This window comes from Mycolicibacterium neoaurum, assembly GCF_036946495.1.
Lineage (GTDB): Bacteria > Actinomycetota > Actinomycetes > Mycobacteriales > Mycobacteriaceae > Mycobacterium > Mycobacterium neoaurum_B.
The window spans coordinates 555,212-573,351 of the sequence record NZ_JAQIIX010000002.1 but is presented as its reverse complement, the minus strand read 5'-3'; the positions used below and the strand labels follow the sequence as shown (position 1 = coordinate 573,351).

General features: G+C 67.0%; 19 protein-coding genes. 10 read left to right on the top strand and 9 right to left on the bottom strand.

Features of this window, described 5'->3' with window-relative positions; genetic code table 11:
- Positions 1–74: 74 nt before the first annotated feature.
- From PGN27_RS08125 to PGN27_RS08115, 3 genes are all read left to right on the top strand, one after another.
- Positions 75–1,157, top strand: coding sequence for a CaiB/BaiF CoA transferase family protein (locus PGN27_RS08125; RefSeq protein ID WP_335325681.1), 1,083 nt, complete (start codon positions 75–77; stop codon positions 1,155–1,157).
- A 61-nt stretch (positions 1,158–1,218) separates the two neighbouring features.
- Complete coding sequence (locus PGN27_RS08120) at positions 1,219–1,974, top strand: 3-hydroxyacyl-CoA dehydrogenase (protein ID WP_030136212.1); 756 nt, start codon at positions 1,219–1,221, stop codon at positions 1,972–1,974.
- A 13-nt stretch (positions 1,975–1,987) separates the two neighbouring features.
- Positions 1,988–2,977, top strand: a complete 990-nt coding sequence (locus tag PGN27_RS08115) for an NAD(P)H-dependent flavin oxidoreductase (RefSeq protein ID WP_036461837.1) — start codon at positions 1,988–1,990, stop codon at positions 2,975–2,977.
- Between the two features lie 256 nt (positions 2,978–3,233).
- Here the strand turns inward: PGN27_RS08115 and PGN27_RS08110 are convergent, their stop codons facing one another.
- A complete protein-coding gene (locus PGN27_RS08110) occupies positions 3,234–3,356 on the bottom strand; it encodes a hypothetical protein (RefSeq protein ID WP_019510862.1) in 123 nt (40 codons plus the stop codon).
- A gap of 445 nt (positions 3,357–3,801) precedes the next feature.
- Here PGN27_RS08110 and PGN27_RS08105 point away from each other — a divergent pair, with 445 nt between their 5' ends.
- The 3 genes from PGN27_RS08105 to PGN27_RS08095 are packed head-to-tail and all read left to right on the top strand — an operon-like array spanning position 3,802 to position 7,362.
- The gene (locus tag PGN27_RS08105; RefSeq protein ID WP_335325680.1) at positions 3,802–6,054 is read left to right on the top strand and encodes an MMPL family transporter; all 2,253 of its coding nucleotides are present in this window, start codon (positions 3,802–3,804) and stop codon (positions 6,052–6,054) included.
- A gap of 1 nt (position 6,055) precedes the next feature.
- On the top strand, positions 6,056–6,736 hold the full coding sequence (locus tag PGN27_RS08100) for a TetR/AcrR family transcriptional regulator (protein WP_030136210.1): 681 nt from the start codon (positions 6,056–6,058) through the stop codon (positions 6,734–6,736).
- Positions 6,733–7,362, top strand: coding sequence for a class I SAM-dependent methyltransferase (locus tag PGN27_RS08095; RefSeq protein ID WP_030136209.1), 630 nt, complete (start codon positions 6,733–6,735; stop codon positions 7,360–7,362). Before PGN27_RS08100 ends, PGN27_RS08095 begins: the two co-directional genes overlap by 4 nt.
- An 8-nt stretch (positions 7,363–7,370) precedes the next feature.
- Here the strand turns inward: PGN27_RS08095 and PGN27_RS08090 are convergent, their stop codons facing one another.
- Positions 7,371–8,081, bottom strand: coding sequence for an NAD-dependent deacylase (locus tag PGN27_RS08090; protein WP_167305500.1), 711 nt, complete (start codon positions 8,079–8,081; stop codon positions 7,371–7,373).
- 36 nt (positions 8,082–8,117) lie between these two features.
- On the opposite strand from PGN27_RS08090, the gene PGN27_RS08085 reads away from it, so the two are divergent.
- A complete protein-coding gene (locus tag PGN27_RS08085; protein ID WP_335328669.1) occupies positions 8,118–8,483 on the top strand; it encodes an Rv1152 family transcriptional regulator in 366 nt (121 codons plus the stop codon).
- Here PGN27_RS08085 and PGN27_RS08080 read toward each other — a convergent pair.
- Complete coding sequence (locus tag PGN27_RS08080) at positions 8,459–9,673, bottom strand: PucR family transcriptional regulator (RefSeq protein ID WP_335325679.1); 1,215 nt, start codon at positions 9,671–9,673, stop codon at positions 8,459–8,461. The two genes, PGN27_RS08085 and PGN27_RS08080, sit on opposite strands and share 25 nt — an antisense overlap.
- Before the next feature lie 102 nt (positions 9,674–9,775).
- Here PGN27_RS08080 and PGN27_RS08075 point away from each other — a divergent pair, with 102 nt between their 5' ends.
- On the top strand, positions 9,776–11,290 hold the full coding sequence (locus PGN27_RS08075; protein WP_335325678.1) for a flavin-containing monooxygenase: 1,515 nt from the start codon (positions 9,776–9,778) through the stop codon (positions 11,288–11,290).
- Here the strand turns inward: PGN27_RS08075 and PGN27_RS08070 are convergent.
- Together PGN27_RS08070 and PGN27_RS08065 are read right to left on the bottom strand one after the other, a co-directional pair.
- Positions 11,208–12,041, bottom strand: a complete 834-nt coding sequence (locus tag PGN27_RS08070) for a class I SAM-dependent methyltransferase (protein ID WP_335325677.1) — start codon at positions 12,039–12,041, stop codon at positions 11,208–11,210. The genes PGN27_RS08075 and PGN27_RS08070 overlap by 83 nt on opposite strands.
- Before the next feature lie 14 nt (positions 12,042–12,055).
- Positions 12,056–12,883 (bottom strand): class I SAM-dependent methyltransferase, encoded by an 828-nt coding sequence (locus PGN27_RS08065; RefSeq protein WP_335325676.1) that lies wholly within the window; start codon positions 12,881–12,883, stop codon positions 12,056–12,058.
- Between the two features lie 31 nt (positions 12,884–12,914).
- Here PGN27_RS08065 and PGN27_RS08060 point away from each other — a divergent pair, with 31 nt between their 5' ends.
- Positions 12,915–13,358, top strand: coding sequence for a PPOX class F420-dependent oxidoreductase (locus PGN27_RS08060; protein WP_030136202.1), 444 nt, complete (start codon positions 12,915–12,917; stop codon positions 13,356–13,358).
- A 35-nt stretch (positions 13,359–13,393) separates the two neighbouring features.
- Positions 13,394–13,564 carry a DUF5302 domain-containing protein gene (locus PGN27_RS08055; protein ID WP_019510851.1) on the top strand — a complete coding sequence of 57 codons (171 nt, stop codon included), beginning with the start codon at positions 13,394–13,396 and terminating at the stop codon, positions 13,562–13,564.
- Here the strand turns inward: PGN27_RS08055 and PGN27_RS08050 are convergent.
- From PGN27_RS08050 to PGN27_RS08035, 4 genes are read right to left on the bottom strand one after another with little or no spacing between them, the layout of a single operon-like run.
- Complete coding sequence (locus tag PGN27_RS08050; RefSeq protein ID WP_335325675.1) at positions 13,561–14,826, bottom strand: acyltransferase family protein; 1,266 nt, start codon at positions 14,824–14,826, stop codon at positions 13,561–13,563. The two genes, PGN27_RS08055 and PGN27_RS08050, sit on opposite strands and share 4 nt — an antisense overlap.
- Before the next feature lie 28 nt (positions 14,827–14,854).
- Positions 14,855–16,051, bottom strand: a complete 1,197-nt coding sequence (locus PGN27_RS08045; protein ID WP_335325674.1) for an MFS transporter — start codon at positions 16,049–16,051, stop codon at positions 14,855–14,857.
- Positions 16,052–16,110: 59 nt separating this feature from the next.
- Positions 16,111–17,739: a monocarboxylic acid transporter gene (locus PGN27_RS08040; RefSeq protein ID WP_030136199.1), complete on the bottom strand. Its 1,629-nt coding sequence runs from the start codon at positions 17,737–17,739 to the stop codon at positions 16,111–16,113.
- A 14-nt stretch (positions 17,740–17,753) separates the two neighbouring features.
- A complete protein-coding gene (locus PGN27_RS08035) occupies positions 17,754–18,044 on the bottom strand; it encodes a DUF485 domain-containing protein (RefSeq protein ID WP_081843489.1) in 291 nt (96 codons plus the stop codon).
- Positions 18,045–18,140 lie beyond the last annotated feature (96 nt).

Sequence of the window (18,140 nt, the reverse complement as noted above, 5' to 3'; positions counted from 1 at the left end):
GTCGACTTGGTTATACAAGTAAGCTATGTCGGCGGTCAACTAATCGGGATTTGAAACTGCGGAGGACGGTAGCCATGGCAGGACCATTACAGGGTTTGCGAGTCGTCGAGCTGGCCGGTATCGGCCCAGGTCCGCATGCGGCGATGATTCTCGGTGATCTGGGCGCCGAGGTGGTGCGGGTGGACCGCCCCTCGTCGAAGAACAGTCCGGGCAACGACGCCATGCTGCGCAACCGCCGTTCGGTCACCGCAGACCTGAAATCCGATGAGGGACGGCAATTCGTCCTCGATCTGGTCGCCAAGGCCGACGTGCTGATCGAGGGCTTCCGCCCCGGTGTCACCGAGCGCCTCGGTCTGGGTCCGCAGGACTGCGCCAAGGTCAACGAGAAGCTGGTCTACGCCCGGATGACGGGATGGGGCCAGGAGGGCCCGCGGGCACTGCAGGCCGGTCACGACATCAACTACATATCGCTCAACGGTGTGTTGCACGCGATCGGCCGCAAGGGCGAGCGCCCGGTTCCGCCGCTGAACCTCGCGGGCGATTTCGGCGGCGGCTCGCTGTTCCTGCTGCTCGGCATCCTCTCGGCACTGTTCGAGCGCCAAACCTCGGGCAAGGGCCAGACCGTCGACGCCGCCATGATCGACGGCTCCTCGGTGCTGATCCAGATGATGTGGGCGTTCCGCGCGCAGGGTATGTGGAGCGACGAACGCGGTACCAACATGCTCGACACCGGCGCCCCGTACTACGACACCTACGAGACCGCCGACGGTAAGTACTTCGCGATCGGCGCCATCGAACCGCAGTTCTATGCCGAACTGCTCACCGGTCTCGGACTGGATGCCGCCGAGCTGCCGGGGCAGAACGACATGAGCCGCTGGGAGGAGCTGCGCTCGGTGTTCACCGCAACGTTCAAGACCAAGACCCGCGACGAATGGGCCGCCATCTTCGCCGGCACCGACGCCTGTGCAACTCCGGTGCTGAGCTTCGGCGAGGTCCTCGACGAGGCACACGTGACGGCACGCTCCACCTTCTACGAGACCGCCGACGGGTTGCAGCCGATGCCGGCCCCGCGCTTCTCGCGCACGGCGCCCGATGTGCCGAGTGCGCCGCCGGTGATCGGTGCCGACAACGACACCATCCTCGAGGACTGGGCCTGACGGTCCTTCCCCGAGCGCAAGTCATCTCGAAAATCACCATCCAGAAAGGACATTCAGCAACGTGGAAATCAAGGATTCGGTAGCGGTCGTCACCGGAGGGGCCTCGGGCCTGGGACTGGCCACCACCAAGCGGCTGCTCGACGCCGGTGCTTCGGTCGTCGTCATCGATCTCAAGGGTGAGGAGGCCGTCGCCGAACTCGGTGAGCGCGCGAAGTTCGTCGCCGCCAACGTCACCGATGAGGATGCCGTCAGCAAGGCGCTCGATGTGGCCGAGTCGATGGGGCCGGTGCGCATCAACGTCAACTGCGCCGGTATCGGTAACGCCATCAAGACCCTCGGCAAGGAGGGCCCGTTCCCGCTGGACGGTTTCCGCAAGGTCGTGGAGGTCAACCTGATCGGCACGTTCAACGTGCTGCGGTTGACCGCCGAGCGGATCGCGAAGACAGAGCCGCTCAAGAACGAGGAGCGCGGTGTCATCATCAACACCGCCTCGGTCGCCGCGTTCGACGGCCAGATCGGCCAGGCCGCCTACTCGGCTTCCAAGGGCGGCGTGGTGGGCATGACCCTGCCGATCGCACGTGACCTGTCGCGCAGCCTGATTCGCGTCAACACCATCGCGCCGGGACTGTTCAAGACCCCGCTGCTGGGCTCGTTGCCCGAAGAGGCGCAGAAGTCCCTCGGCCAGCAGGTGCCGCATCCGGCCCGGCTCGGCGATCCCGACGAGTACGGTGCTCTCGCCGTGCACATCGTGGAGAATCCGATGCTCAACGGTGAGGTCATCCGCCTCGACGGCGCCATCCGTATGGCCCCCAGGTAAGTAAGGAACCGATATGTCTCTGGTTACCAAGTTCACCGAGGCCTTCGGTGTCGAACACCCGATCGCCCAGGGCGGTATGCAATGGGTGGGTCGAGCGGAACTGGTTGCGGCCGTGGCCAACGCGGGCGGGCTGGGTTTCATCACCGCGCTGACCCAGCCGACCCCGGCCGATCTGGCCAATGAGATCGCCCGCACCCGGGATCTGACCGACAAGCCGTTCGGGGTGAACCTGACGATCCTGCCCTCGATCAACCCGCCGCCGTATGACGAGTACCGACAGGTGATCGTCGACTCCGGCGTCAAGATCGTCGAGACCGCGGGGTCCAACCCCGGCCCGCACCTGCCGATGTTCCATGACAACGGCATCAAGGTGCTGCACAAGTGCACCTCGGTTCGGCACGCGGTCAAGGCACAGACCCTGGGTGTGGACGGCATCAGCATCGACGGTTTCGAATGTGCCGGCCATCCGGGTGAGGACGATGTACCGGGTCTCGTACTGATTCCGGCCGCGGCCAAGGAGATCGAGATCCCGATGATCGCCTCGGGCGGATTCGCGGATGCGCGCGGCCTGGTGGCCGCGCTGGCGCTGGGCGCGGACGGAATCAACATGGGCACCCGCTTCATGTGCACGGTCGAGTCGTGCATCCACCAGAACGTCAAGGATGCGATCGTGGCCGGCAACGAGCGCGGCACCGAGCTGATCTTCCGCAGCCTGCACAACACCGCGCGGGTGGCATCCAACGTGGTCTCCCGTGAGGTGGTGCAGATCCTGGCCGACGGCGGTCAGTTCGAGGACGTCAAGGATCTGGTAGCCGGGGTGCGTGGTCGCAAGGTGTTCGACGATGGCGATATCGATGCCGGCATCTGGACCGTCGGAACGGTGATGGGGTTGATCGACGACATCCCGACCTGTGCGGAGCTGATCAGCCGCATCGTCGACGAGGCCGAGGACATCATCACCGGCCGGCTCGGCGACATGGTCAAGCTGGACGACCCCGCGTAGGCGTCGGCCCGCTTTAAGACGAAGACCGCCCGGTCGGCACCGCAGCGTCGCGGTGATCGACCGGGCGGTCTTTCTCCGTCGACGGGTGGCTCGCGCCGCGACGTCGACTCCAGAGACAGAACACCGCCCGGTCGGACCCGCTATGGGCCGATCGGGCGGTGCTGCGCGCAGCACAACCGTGAGCGCGTATAGAACTGAGGAGAGCCTGACGTCTCCGGGTGGGCCGCGTCAGGGCCTCGCTGTCGAGCGGCTGTGGTCAGACAGCTTCAGCGAGATCTGGGAACTGCTCGGAGGTGTCACCCTCGACCAGGACGTCCCCGTGATACAGGGCGTCGAAATCAACTTTGATGACATCGGCACTGGTGTCGTCGATCCACATGACACTGAGCGTATGACCGCTCATTAAGGGTTCTTTGAGGCCGCGCTCGCAATTTCGTGGCAATTCTTACCGGCGGGTAGGTTGCCGCTGCTGACATGTTCTAAACATGCATTTTCCGAAACGCAGAAATGCACTCTGAACTGGTCATATGAGGTGTTCAACCACGCTAAACCCCGATTTCGGAAGTTTGCCGGGACTACCGGTTTCGGAGGGTATCTCAGCAAATTCTTACTCACGAGTAGGTCGAGCGACGTGTGAGGGTGTCGCGTATGTGGTTGCTGGGGTTGATGAGACTGGAGTGACTCAGGTGTTCGGTCCGGTGGAACCCGGGCGGGGCGGGTGGAGGGGAACGCCGGAGGGTCGCTGCAGGGGGTGCATGCAGGGGATTGCCACGCATGACTTATCACTGTTAACTTAACGGCGATATGCCAACGGAGGGGACAGCATGCTGAATCGAATCGCGCAGCTCTCGATGGCCGCACCGCGCCGCGTGCTGGCCCTCGCGGGGCTTCTGCTCGCCGCCGCCGCCGGCTTCGGCGTCCCCGTTGCCTCGACACTGTCCGCGGGCGGCTTCGGTGACCCGACATCGGAATCGTCACAGGCGGCCGCCTTGCTGGCGGACAAGTTCGATCAGAGCGATATGCAGCTGCTGGTCACCATCGACTCACCGCAGGGCGCACACGCCCCGAACGCCACCGCTGCCGCCGCCGCGATCGCCGACCGACTGATGACGTCGCCGCATGTCGCGCAGGTGACCTCGGCGTGGACGGCTCCGCCGGAAGCCGCCGCCGAACTCCTGAGCAAGGACGGGACCGCCGGACTCATCATCGCGGGTATCACCGGTGGCGAGAACGACGCGCAGAAGTACGCCGCGGCGCTGTCCGACGACATCGAACGCGACCGGCCGGGGGTCACCGTGCGTACCGGCGGCAGCGCGATGGTCTATGCGCAGATCAACGCGCAGACCGAACGCGACCTGCTGCGCATGGAGTCCATCGCCATCCCGCTCAGCTTCCTGGTGCTGGTGTGGGTGTTCGGCGGCCTGGTCGCCGCCGCGTTGCCCATGCTGGTCGGGTTGTTCGCGATCGTCGGCTCCATGTCGGTGCTGCGACTCATCACCTTCGCCACCGACGTGTCGGTCTTCGCGCTCAATCTGTCCATTGCCATGGGTCTGGCCTTGGCCATCGACTACACACTGCTGATCATCAGCCGATACCGCGACGAACGCGCAGAAGGCTTCTCGCGCGAGCGCGCACTGACCCGCACCATGACCACCGCCGGGCGGACCGTGCTGTTCTCGGCGACGACGGTCGCGTTGTCGATGGCCGCGATGCTGCTGTTCCCGATGTACTTCCTGACGTCCTTCGCCTATGCCGGGGTGGCCACCGTCGCCTTTGCCGCCTTCGCGGCCATCGTGGTGACGCCGGCTGCGATCTGGCTGCTCGGCGACCGGCTGGACGCCCTGAACGTGTTCCGTCGCAGCGCCATTCCCAAACCGGTCCAGACCCAGTTCTGGTACCGGTGGACCCATGGCGTGATGCGTCGCGCGCTACCGCTCGGACTCGCGCTGGTGACCCTGCTGCTGATGCTGGGCGCGCCCTTCCTGGGGGTGAAATGGGGTTTCCCGGACGACCGGGTGTTACCGGCATCGGCATCGGCCCACCAGGTCGGCGACCAGCTGCGCACCGACTTCGCCGACAACTCTGCAACCGCCGTCACCGTCGTGATCCCCGACTCCGACGGTCTCGGTCCCGCCGATATCGAGCGGTACGCCGGCGCCTTGTCCGTCGTGCCCGACGTGGCCGCCGTCTCGAGCCCGACGGGCACCTTCGTCGACGGCCGCAAATCCGGTCCACCGGTGGCGGCCACCGGTCAGGCCGACGGCAGCGCCTTCCTGACCGTGGCCAGCACCGCGCCGCTGTTCTCCGACGCCTCGGAGCGGCAATTGGATGCGCTGCATGCCGTTCCCGGGCCGGGGGAGCGTCCCGTTCAGTTCACCGGCACCGCCCAGGTCAATCGTGACAGTGTCGACGCCATCACCGACCGGTTGCCATGGGTGCTCGGTCTGATCGCGGTGATCACCTTCGGGTTGCTTTTCCTGATGACCGGCAGTGTGGTGCTCCCGGTCAAAGCGATTGTGCTGAACGTGCTTTCGTTGACGGCCGCCTTCGGCGCCCTGGTCTGGATCTTCCAGGACGGCCATCTCTCGGCGCTCGGGACCACCCCGACGGGCACGCTGGTGGCGAACATGCCGGTGTTGCTGTTCTGTATCGCCTTCGGATTGTCCATGGACTACGAGGTATTCCTCCTTGCCCGTATCCGGGAGAACTGGCTGGCCCTGGGTGCCGGCGGCGGCTCGGCACGGGTACACAACGACGAGGCGGTGGCGCTCGGTCTGGCCCGCACCGGCCGGGTGATCACCGCGGCGGCACTGGTCATGTCGATCTCGTTCGCGGCGTTGATCGCCGCCGAGGTCTCGTTCATGCGGATGTTCGGGCTGGGGCTCACGCTGGCGGTACTGGTGGACGCGACCCTGGTGCGCATGGTGCTGGTGCCCGCCTTCATGCATGTCCTCGGCGGCTGGAACTGGTGGGCGCCGCGACCGCTGGCACGGCTGCACCGGCGGATCGGGATCAGCGAATCCGGCGAGCCCGAGCCTGCCCGGAAGATCCCGGCGCCGGTGACGGACACTGGATAACGTGTCCGCTCCACGCCTGAGACGACGCCGCGCCGCACGCGGGTCCGGAGATCAGCTGCGCGACGAGGTCCTCGACGCCGCCACCGAGCTGCTGCTGGAAACCGGTCACGCCAAGGCGGTGTCCATCCGGGCCGTCGCCGCGCGGGTCGGGGTCACCCCGCCGTCGATCTACCTGCATTTCGCCGACAAGGACGCCCTGCTCGACGCCGTGTGCGCCCGCTACTACGAGAAACTCGACGAGGAGATGCAGCGCGTCGCCGCCGACCAGACCTCGACCATCGAGGTGCTGCGGGCTCAGGGGCTGGCCTATGTGCGGTTCGCCAGGCAGACCCCCGAGCTGTATCGCATCGCCACCATGGGCGAGGGCAATCCGGACAGCGATGTCGACGTCACGCTGGCCAGCTCTGCATTTGTGCACATGCGCGCCTCCGTCGAGGCATTGATGGCCGAAGGGATCTACCCGCAGGGGGATTCGACCGCCGCGGCACTGGAGCTGTGGGCCGCCGTGCACGGCGTCGCCGCCCTGCTGATCGCCAAGCCGTACCTGCCGTGGGGCGACGCCGAAGAGTTCGCCGACCGGGTTCTCAGCGCGGTGTGTTGCGGCCGGATCGTCTATGGCATCGTCGGCGCCGATTCCACGCCGGAAGAGACCATCGCGAAGCTCGGTACGCTGAGAACATGACTGCCGCGGTCGACAATCCGTTCTTCGCCCGGGTGTGGCTCGTGACGAGCGGGCACGAACCCGAATCGGTGCGGCGGCTGCGCGTGGAGAATCTGGCCGGTCTCAGTGGCCGTGTGCTGGAGGTCGGCGCCGGAACCGGCAGCAACTTCGTGCACTACCCGGGGGCGGTCAGCGAGGTCGTCGCGCTCGAACCGGAGCGAAAGCTGGCCGAGGTTGCCCGGGAGGCCGCCGCCACCGCGCCGGTGCCGGTGACGGTCAGCACCGCCACCATCGAGGAGTTCGAGGCCGGCGAGCCGTTCGACGCCGTGGTGTGCTCGCTGGTGCTCTGCTCGGTGGACGATCCGGATATGGTTCTGCGGCAGCTGTTCTCGATGCTCAAGCCCGGCGGTGAGCTGCGCTATCTGGAACATGTCGCAGGCACCGGTTGGCGTGCCACGCTGCAGCGGGTCGCCGATGCCACGATCTGGCCGCGGCTGCTCGGCAACTGCCACACCCACCGCAACACCGAGACCGCGATCGCCGACGCCGGGTTCACGGTGGCCGGTTCGCGGCGCGAACAGAGTGTGCCGGCTTGGGTTCCGGTACCGGTGTCGGAGTTGGCGATCGGGCGGGCAGTGCGCGGATAGCCTCCGGTTCAGAGGAGCTGGGGCAGGCGCTGCAGCAGGGTGGGCAGCGCGGTGGCCGAGGTCTCCCGCAGCACCGCGGTGCAGGCGGCCGACAGCGGTGTCGGCTGCGGGTTGACCTCGATGACCGGGATTCCGTTGGCCACGGCGGCCTCCGGTAGGCCCGCGGCCGGGTAGACCACCGATGACGTGCCGACCACGATCACCACATCGGCCTTCGCGACCGCCTCCACCGAGCTGTCCCACGCGTCGTCGGGAAGGCCTTCGCCGAACCACACCACGTTCGGTCGGATCAGGCCGCCGCACGCGCACCGTGGCGGGTCGACGACCTCGACCGGTTCGGGCATGGCGGGAAGTTCGCCGGTGAACGGTGTTCCACAACGGTCGCAGCGGAACTCGAAAAGGCTGCCGTGCACATGGTGGACCCGGGTGCTGCCCGCGCGCTCGTGCAGGTTGTCGACGTTCTGGGTGACCACGTGCACTTCGGCGTAGTCCTCCCAAGCAGCGACAGCCAGATGACCGGCGTTGGGCTCGACTGCACTCATCATGTAGTGCCGCCACAGGTACCAGGCCCAGACCCGTTCCGGATGGCGTTGCCAACCGTCGCTGCTGGAGATCTCGTAGGGATCCACGTTGGCCCACAAACCGGTCTCGACATCGCGAAACGTCGGCACACCGCTCTCGGCGGACATGCCGGCCCCGCTCAGCAACGTCACTCGCACCTCACCAAACTAGCGCGTGTGCGTGATACTGGAGTCGTGGGAGGTCTGGGGGACTGGATACACCTGGAAGCCGATGCGGGCGCGCCGCTGTTCGACCAGCTGCGCACCCAGATCATCGCCGGGGTACGCGACGGACGACTGGCGCCGGGTACCCGCTTGCCCACGGTACGCGACCTGGCGGGTCAGCTGGGCCTGGCGGTCAACACGGTGGCACGCGCCTATCGCGAGCTGGAATCCGCCGGCGTGCTCGAAACCCGTGGTCGCTTCGGCACATTCGTCGCACGGGTGGATCCGGCCGACAACGCGATGGCAGCCGCGGCACATGCCTTCGCCGAGGTGGCGCGGGCCCAAGGTCTCGGCAGGGAGCAGGCGCTCCGTTATCTGGACGGGCTGCTGGACTGACCGGTCCAGCGCACGACGTCCAATGCGACAGCCACCTCCACACTGCACGTCGACAGCGGGGCAGGCAGCAGCTCCTCGGCGCGGGCCAGTCGGCGCAACAGGGTATTGCGGTGGGTGTAGAGCTGGGTGGCCGCCCGAGCCGCGTTGCACTGCGCCCCGATGAACACACCCACCGCCGTGTGCAAATCGGCAGGCGCATGGGCGAAGTCGCCGAGGACCCGTTCGACGAATCGCGCCGCGCGATCGGGATCGGCGGTGACCAGGGCGACCAATTCGATATCGGTGAACCGCGCGATCTGCTGGCGGGAATGCAGGCGCGCCACCATCTGCTGGGTGGTGATCGCCTCGAAATGGCTGGTGCGGAAGCCCTCGACACCGTCGGCGGCGGTGCCGAGGGCCACCCGCACCGAGCCGATCGAGCCGGTCAGATCATCGGCGTCCAGCTGGCCGGGCACCCAGACCCATCGCGTCGCGCTACTGGGCAGCACACTCAGCGGCCGCGCCCCGGCCGCTCGGCCGATCGTTTCGGCCGCGTGATCGAGTTCGGCGAGGTTGTGATCGGTGCCGGCGACCCAAAGCACAGCCGCGGTGTGGGTGCCGGTCAAGGCATAGCCGAGGCGTCCTTCGGCGCGGTCGCGGGGGATGGGGGCGCCTTCCAGCAGCAGGGCGACAGTTTCCCGTCGCTCGGCGTGGGTGCCATGGGTGAGTTCGTGACGCTCCAACTCGATCTGGGCGGTGATACCGGCCAGGGTCGCCTCGACGAAGGCACTGATCGACCGCGAGCAGACCTGCAACAGCTCGCGTAGTTCGGCCGGATCGGAGGTCAGCTCGAAGGCGATGTCCATCAGGCGCCGCCACGCCACCCCCTCGCCGATCCGATAGGCGTCCATCGGCAGCGAGTTGACCCCGCGGCGCACCAGTTCGCGGGCGATGCTGAGCGGTTCAGGACCGGTGTTCGGCGGGACCGGCCCGCCCGGATCCCGGATGTTGGCGGTCGCCCAGAAGGCCAGATTGGCGCGGTTGCTACGGCTCACCGCGGCGGCCAGTTCGGGATCGGCGGCGATGGCCGGGCTGCCGGCCAGGACGGTGGTGTCGAGCTCGTCGAGCCATTCGGGGCGCGCGTTGACCACGATCTGCGCGCATTGGCGGATCAGTTCCCGCACCGCGGGTGATGGTCCCGGCGGGTTCATGATCACACCGTAAGCCAGTGGGTGCACATGGCACCAGTCCCGGCGCATTGTTGAGGCATTTCGCCCTATCGTGGGTGGTGCTGCAGTCGGCACCATCGGCTGATGGACACAGTTGACGTGCTGATCGTCGGAGCCGGCATCTCCGGTATCGGAGCCGCCTACTATCTGCAGCGCGCGCACCCCGGCCGCGACTACACCATCCTGGAGGCTCGTCAGTCCACCGGCGGTACCTGGGATCTGTTCCGCTACCCGGGTATTCGGTCCGATTCCGATCTGCACACCTTCGGCTACGAGTTCAAACCGTGGCGTGACGAGTACGCGATCGCCACCGCGGACAAGATCCTGGCCTACCTACGCGAGACCGTCGACGAGAACGGGATGGCCCAGCGAATCCGGTTCGGGCACAAGGTACTCGGTGCGGCCTGGAGCAGCGCCGACGGACGCTGGATCGTCGACGTCGAACGCGACGGCGAGCTGATCCAGCTCGGCGCACGCTGGCTGTTCTGCGCCGGCGGCTACTACCGCTACGACCAGGGTTACACCCCAGACTTCCCGGGCCGCGACCGGTTCGGCGGCCGGATCATCCATCCGCAACTGTGGCCGGAAGACCTGGACTATGCCGGCAAGCGTGTGGTGGTGATCGGCAGCGGTGCCACGGCCGTGACGCTCGTGCCGGCCATGGCGGCCGATGCGGCGCACGTCACCATGTTGCAGCGGTCGCCGACCTACGTCATGCCGGTCCCGGCCAAGGACACGTTCGCCAATGTGGCGCGCCGAGTGCTCGGTGACGACCGTGGTTATGCACTGGCCCGGCGCAAGAACATCCTCAAACAGCGCGCCGTCTATACCTTCTGCCAGAAGCATCCGGTGTTGGCGCGGCGACTGATCCGCCGGATCAACGCAGGCAAGCTGCCCGACGGGTATCCGGTGGACGAGCACTTCAACCCGGCCTACGACCCGTGGGATCAGCGGCTGTGTGCGGTGCCCGACGGCGACCTGTTCGCCGCCATCAGCGATGGCAGTGCCTCGGTGGTGACCGACCGGATCACGACATTCACCGAGACCGGGATCCGGCTGGAATCCGGAGCGGAGCTGGCGGCCGACATCATCGTCACCGCCACCGGACTGAACATTCAGTTGTTCGGCGGGGTGACGCTCACCGTGGACGGAGAGCCGGTCGATCTGGCCGAGACCGTCGCCTACAAGGGCATCATGCTCAGCGGCGTGCCCAACTTCGCCTTCGCCTTCGGCTACACCAATTCGTCATGGACGCTCAAGGTCGGCCTGCTGTGCGAGCATTTCTGCCGACTCCTGTCGCATATGGATGCCCGGGGCGTCGACCAGGTGCGCCCGGTGCTCACCGACCGGGACATGCCGACCCTGCCGCTGTTGGACTTCGCGGCCGGCTATGTGCAGCGGGCGATCGACCGCCTACCACGCCAGGGCACCCGCGGGCCGTGGCAGATGACCATGAACTACACCGTCGACGCGCAGGTGCTGCGCAACGGTCCGGTCACCGATGACTGCTTGCAGTTCAGCCGAACTCCAGCCGGGTCAGCACCGGCCGCACCGGATCCAGCAGTGGCAGCCGGTGGGCGGCCCACAGCAGCGCATTGAGCACGGTGCCGCGCCCGGTGGGCATCGGTACATCGTGGGCGGCGCGTACCCCGGGCACCGTGTTGACCAGATCGGCGGCCGCGGCGACCGACAGGCTGAACGGCATCGGCGGTACCTTGTAGCGCAGGGAGGGGCGCAGTAACCCCTTTCGGGCCCACCATGCGAACCAGTAGGGCGGTAGGTCGAACATCAGCTGGCCGCCGGGAAAACGCCTGGCGCATTCGGTGATCAAGCCCATCGCCTCGGTCGGTTGCAGGTACATCAGCAACCCCTCGGCCGTGATGAACACGCCGTCGGAGGTATCGACGGCATCCATCCAGCTGTAGTCCAGCGCCGACTGCGCGCTGACGGTGATGCGCTCCGACGGTGGGAGCAGCTTCTCGCGCAGCGCCGTTATCGGTGGCAGATCGACGGTGTGCCAACGGAATTCATGACCGACATCGCCATTGTCGAGCCGGTAGAAACTGGTCTGCAATCCCTCGGCCAGCGCGACCACGGTCGCCGCCGGATGATCGCGCAGGTACCTGCGGGTCTGCTTGTCGAACGCCAGGGCGCGCAGCGCCATGTCCTGGCGGCCGACGAAACCGAACTTGGCGAAGTCGAAATCGATGGCGTCGACCAGATCGACGGCCACCGGATCATCGATGATCCGATCGTCTCGGGCGGCCTCGGTGGCACGCACCTTCAGCGTCAACAGTGCGGTCTCGGACACGCCGGTCAGCGACCGCGCGTCGGCTCTCGGGGAGGTCACTACATCGAGGGTACTCAGCGCCCGGCGAATTCCAGCAGCGTGATGCTCGGCCGGTTTCGCCGGAACGCGCCGACGTGGTCCCAGAAAGCGGGCTTGGCCAGCCGCCAGAGCCCGCGTCCCGGTGGATAGGGCACATCGCGGGCCGACCGGACACCATCGATGGTGCCTGCCAGCGACACCGCTTCGTCGGGGGTGAGTCCGAACGGCATGGCCGGCGTGAGATAGCGATCGGACAGCCGCATACCGCCGAGTGTCCTGCGACTGAACCAGTGCGGGATCGAGTCGAACATGAATTGCGCACCGGGAAAACGGGCAGCACAGTCGGCGATCAGTCCCAGCGCGTCCTCGGGCTCCAGGTACATCAGCAAACCCTCGGCGGTGATGAACACACCATCCTGCGCGTCCACCCGGTCCATCCAGCTGCGATCCAACGCCGACTGGGCCAGTTCGGTGATCCGGTCATCGCGGGGGAGCAACTGGCGGCGCAGCTGCATCACCGGCTCCAGATCGATCGAATACCAGTGCAATTCGTCGGCAACGCCGGCACGGGCCAGCCGCCAGAAACTGGTTTGCAGGCCCTCGGCCAGTGCCACCACCGACGCCCTCGGATGAGCTTTCAGGTACTCGGTGGCCGCCGCATCGAAGGCCAACGCGCGCAGCGGATGGGACTGGTTGGGCTTACCGAACTTGCGGTAGTCGTAATCGATCGAATCGAGCAGACTGACCGCCCACGGGTCGCGGATCACCCCGTCGGAGCGCCTGGCCTCGGTGCCGCGGTTGTGCAGGGTCCACAACGTCGTCGCGGACACTCCCTCCAGACTGGTTCCGTCGATCCGGCTCATGCTCCCGATCGTAGAGTCGTACGCTCGACTCATGGGGCGTCAGGTGTTCGACGACAAGCTGCTGGCATTGATCAAGGGCAACGCGCTGGGGGTGCTGGCCACCATCAAGCGCGACGGCAGGCCACAGCTGTCCAATGTGTCGTACTGGTTCGACGCGCCCAACACCGCGTTGCAGGTGTCCATCACCGAACCACGTGCCAAGACCCGCAACCTGCGTCGTGACCCGCGCGCCTCTATCCACGTCTCCGCCGACGACGGCTGGTCCTATGCGGTGGCCGAGGGTGACGCGGTGTTGACCCCGCCGGCGGCCAACCCGCACGATGACACGGTCGAGGGGCTTATTACGTTGTACCGCAACATCGCCGGTGAACATCCGGACTGGGCGGACTACCGGCGTGCGATGGTCGACGACCGTCGCGTGCTGCTGACACTGCCGATCGCGCACCTGTACGGAATGCCGCCCGGGCTGCGCTGACGGAATTGTCGAGGACGTGCGTCTAGGCTGATCGCATGGCCGACGAAACTCCGGAAGACGACACCAAGCGCAAGTTCCGGGAAGCGCTGGAGCGCAAGAAGGCGCAGGCCACCGGGGGCGCTTCGCACGCTGATGGTGGACGCAAGAAGGCTCGCGCGCACGGTGCGGTGGAGAACCGGCGCGAGTTCCGACGCAAGAGCGGCTAGGCGAGCGCCCGGGCGCCGACCAGTGCCACCAGCATGGCCGCCACGCAGTACAGGCCCAGATCCTTCAGGCCCCACACGCACGAGGCCAGCGTCGCTGCCCCCGCGGTGCACAGCAGCGTCCCGACCGCGATGCTCCGACGGTCGGTGACCACGCCGCCATCCCAATGGGGCAGCGGGTTGTTCTCCAGCGGTCGCAGCGCCACGAACAACACCGCTACCACCGCCGTCATGATCAGCACCTGCGCGATGCTCAGCGCCAGGAAGTGCGGCTGCCCCGGATACCGCGGAAACCCGGCGGTGTCGAACACCAGATGCACGGCCAGCAGCGCGGGAATGTGCCAGAGATACAGTGTCATCGCACCGCTGTTGCCGATCGCGGTCAACCACCACACACGCGGCCGGCGGGCCCACCGGTCGATGGCAGGTGCGGCGGCAATCGCGAACGCGCACATCATGATTGCGTGTCCGGCCAGCAACAGCGACGGCGGCATCATGTTCTTGAGCTCTTGGCCTTCGATGCCCACCAGGCTCAGTTCGTACGGACCGAAACGCAGCAACGCCGCGTTCAACGCCAACATGCCGAAACCCAACAACGCGGCCTGTGAGACGGTCAACAACCGGTTGCGGTAGGCGATCCCGAAGATGCCTGGGATCAGCCACACCGCCAGGTTCAGGTAGCCCAGCGCTTCCCAGCCCGGGGCGTTGACCCGGATGGCGTCGATCGTGGCGATCATCGTGTAGATCAACGCGACGGAGGCGGCCATCCGGCCGACTGTGGTGACCGAGCGCAGCAGCGGCACCGCGGCGAGAACCAGGACGTAGGCGCCGAGGAACCACAGCAGCTGAATGGAGATGCCGGCGATCGGCTCGTAGACGTGCCTCGGCAACACCCGGTGGCCGATGGCGAGGGCGACCGCCCAGAACGCGAGATAGGAGAACACCGGTCGGTAGAGCCTGGTGCAGCGCTTCAGCAACCAGCCGCCCCAATTGCCGGCATACGACCCGGCGGACGCGGCGACACCGGCGAAGAAGAACAGCGGCATGATCTGGAAGATCCAGGTCAGCGCCTGGAACACCACCGATGTGGTGAGCAGGTTCTCCCAGACGAAGACGTCATCGCGGATGATGCTGGTGGCCATCACCGTATGGCCGGCGATCACCCCGAGCAGTGCGGTGATCCGGATGACGTCGAGTGCGCGGTCGCGCCCGGGCGAAGTGGCCGCGGCGATATCGTCGACGCTCGGGAAGGCGGAAACGGGCATGCCCCGAATGTAGGGTGCCCGGCACCGGTCAGGCCTGAGTAGAACCACTCAATTGACGGGCCCGGCGCTCCTGGACCAGGACCGCGGCCAGGCAGATGAGGGCGAGCACCGCGATGGCGGCGGCGAAACTCTCCCCGGCGGTGCGCAGGCCCCAGGTCTGGGCGGCAAGGCCCACGCCGACCACCGGCAGCGCGATCGCCACATAGGCGACCACGAAGTAGGTCGAGCTGACCGCCCCGCGCTGCCGGTCGGGGACCTGCTCGACGACGGCCGCCAGCCCGCGGCTGAAGCTGATGCCCTGTCCGATCCCGGCGATGACGGCCGCGGCGATGATGCCCGGCAGCGATGAGTGCGACAGTGCGACAGCCAGAATGACCATCCCGACGACCAGGATCGCGCAGCCCACCGCCACGGCGAGGGTGGGCGGGATGCGACGCCCGAGCAGTTGTGCCACCGCCGAGGACAGGAAGATCGAACCGGCCACCGCCCCGCCGACGGCATGATTGGTCACCCCGATGACTTCGGCGAGGAAGGCCGGCGCGACCGCGGCGAACAGCCCGGTGACCGCAAACCCCGCGAAGGCTGCGGTGGCGGCGGTGAGGAACACGGCGCGGACCTCGGCAGGCACCGCAAGGCGTTGCAGCGCGATGCGGCCGGTGCCGCCCGAGGTCTCCGGGGCCAGCAGCACCGCGGGAATGGCGAGTACCAACAGCGCGATGTGCACCAGGAACGACAGCAGCAGCGGGTGCGGCGCGTACTGGACCAGCGCCCCGGCCACCAGTGGGCCGCTGCCCAACCCACCGATGTTGACCATGGTGGCCACGGTGGCCGCCCGGTCACGCCGTTGGGCGGGCACCGATTCAACGACCGCCGCCGTCGCCGTTCCGGTGAACAACCCTGCCGACAGCCCGGACAGCAGGCGCCCCACCAACAGCAGCGCGATGTTGTCGGCGAACAGGAACACCGCCGAACTGGCCAGCGCGAAGGCCAGACCGGCCAGCAACACCGGCCGGCGGCCGAGGACATCGGACCAGCCGCCGGCGACCAGCAGTGCGGCGAGCACGCCGAGGGCGTACACCGCGAACACCACCGTCGTGGTGAACACCGCGAAGTGCATCCGTTCGCCGTAGAGCGCGTACATCGGGGTCGGCACGGTCGTCCCGAGCATGGTGACGGCGAAGGCGTAGGCCAGGGCGGCGAACGCGAACCGGCGGCGGGTGTCCATGAGTGTGAACAACGCCGCCGCCGGTCCCGGTAGTTCCGGATGTGAACTAGTGCGCCCGGTTAGTGAGTGACTGCCTTCTCGGCGCCCACACCGGTCAGCGAGCGGACCTCCATCTCTGCATTGACCGCCGGATCGCCGGTGTCCTTGGAGGTCAGGGTGCCGATGATGCCGAGCGCGAAGGCCAGCGGGATCGACACGATGCCGGGGTTGGCCAGCGGGAACCAGGCGAAATCGGCCCCCGGGATCATGGCGGTCTTGCTGCCGGACACGGCGGGGGAGAAGACGATCAGCACGATGCAGGAGATCAGGCCGCCGTACATGCTCCACAGTGCGCCGCGGGTGTTGAACCGCTTCCAGTACAGCGAGTAGACGATCGTGGGCAGGTTCGCCGACGCGGCGACCGCGAAGGCCAGCGCCACCAGGAAGGCGACGTTCTGCCCGTTGGCGAGGATGCCGAGGCCGATGGCCAGCACGCCGAGGACCACCGCCGTGATGCGGGAGACCTTCACCTGCTCCTCCTCGGTCACCTTGTGGGACTTCAGGACCGAGGCGTAGATGTCATGGGCAAAGGAGGCCGAGGCCGTGATGGTCAGACCCGCGACCACCGCAAGGATGGTGGCGAAGGCGACCGCGGAGATGACGCCCAGCAGCACCACGCCGCCGAGTTCGAGCGCCAGCAGCGGGGCCGCGGAGTTCACCCCGCCCGCCGCGCCGAGAATGCGGTCGGGTCCGACCAGAGCGGCCGCGCCGTAGCCGAGCACCAGGGTGAACAGGTAGAACGCGCCGATCAGCGCGATGGCCCACACGACCGAGCGTCGCGCCTCCTTGGCCGTCGGCACCGTGTAGAAGCGCATCAGCACGTGCGGGAGACCCGCGGTGCCCAACACCAGCGCCAGCGCCAGCGAGATGAAGTTGATCTGGCTGGTCAGCGAACCACCGTACTGCGCGCCGGGGGCCAGCACGTCACGGCTGGCCACGGCCTCGGTGGCGGACCCGGAGATGGCGGCCTGCGCGGAGGTCAGGATCTCGGAGAAGTTCAGGCCGAACTTCGTCAGCACCATGACGGTCATGAAACCGGCGCCGGCGATCAACAACACGGCCTTGATGATCTGCACCCAGGTGGTGCCCTTCATGCCGCCGACCAGGACATAGACGATCATCAGCAGGCCGACGACGGCGATGACGACGGCCTGTCCGCTCTTGCTGTTGATGTTCATCAGCAGCGCGACAAGGCCGCCGGCACCGGCCATCTGGGCCAGCAGGTAGAACAGCGACACCGTCAGCGTGGAGGTGGCCGCGGCCACCCGCACCGGGCGCTGCTTGAGCCGGAAGCTCAGCACATCGGCCATGGTGAATTTGCCGGTGTTGCGCAGCAATTCGGCCACCAGCAGCAGGGCCACCAGCCATGCGACCAGGAAGCCGATCGAGTACAGGAATCCGTCGTAGCCGTACACGGCGATGGCCCCGGCGATACCGAGGAAGCTGGCCGCGGACAGATAGTCACCGGCGATGGCGACACCGTTCTGCGGGCCGGAGAAGCCGCGGCCGCCGGTGAAGAATTCCGCCGCGGTGGCGTTCTTCTTGCTGGCCCGGATCACCACCACCATCGTGACGACGACGAAGAGGCCGAAGATGGCCATGTTGGCGACCGGGTTGCCGACGGACTCGGTGGCGGCCAGATAGGTCATTGCGGTGTCGATGTTCACTGGGCCGGCCCTTCCAGCTCCTCGCGGATCGCGGCGGCGCGCGGATCCAGCTCACGGTTGGCGAACCGGACGTACAGACCGGTGATCACGAAGGTGGTGAGGAACTGGCCGAGGCCGATGATCAACCCGATGTTGACGTCACCGAAGACCTTGGTGGCCATGAAGTCGTGGGCGAAGGCGCCCAGCAGTACGTAAACCGCGTACCAGACCAGGAAGAAGGCCGTCATGGGAAAGACGAACCGGCGCAGCCGACTGCGCAACTCCTGGAATTCCGGGCTCGCCTGCATGGCGATGAACTCTTGACCGGTGGGGGCCGGTCGGCTTTCGGTGGTGGGCACCGTATTGCTCCTGACTGATCGAGTGTGTTACGCAGCGTGGTCAGA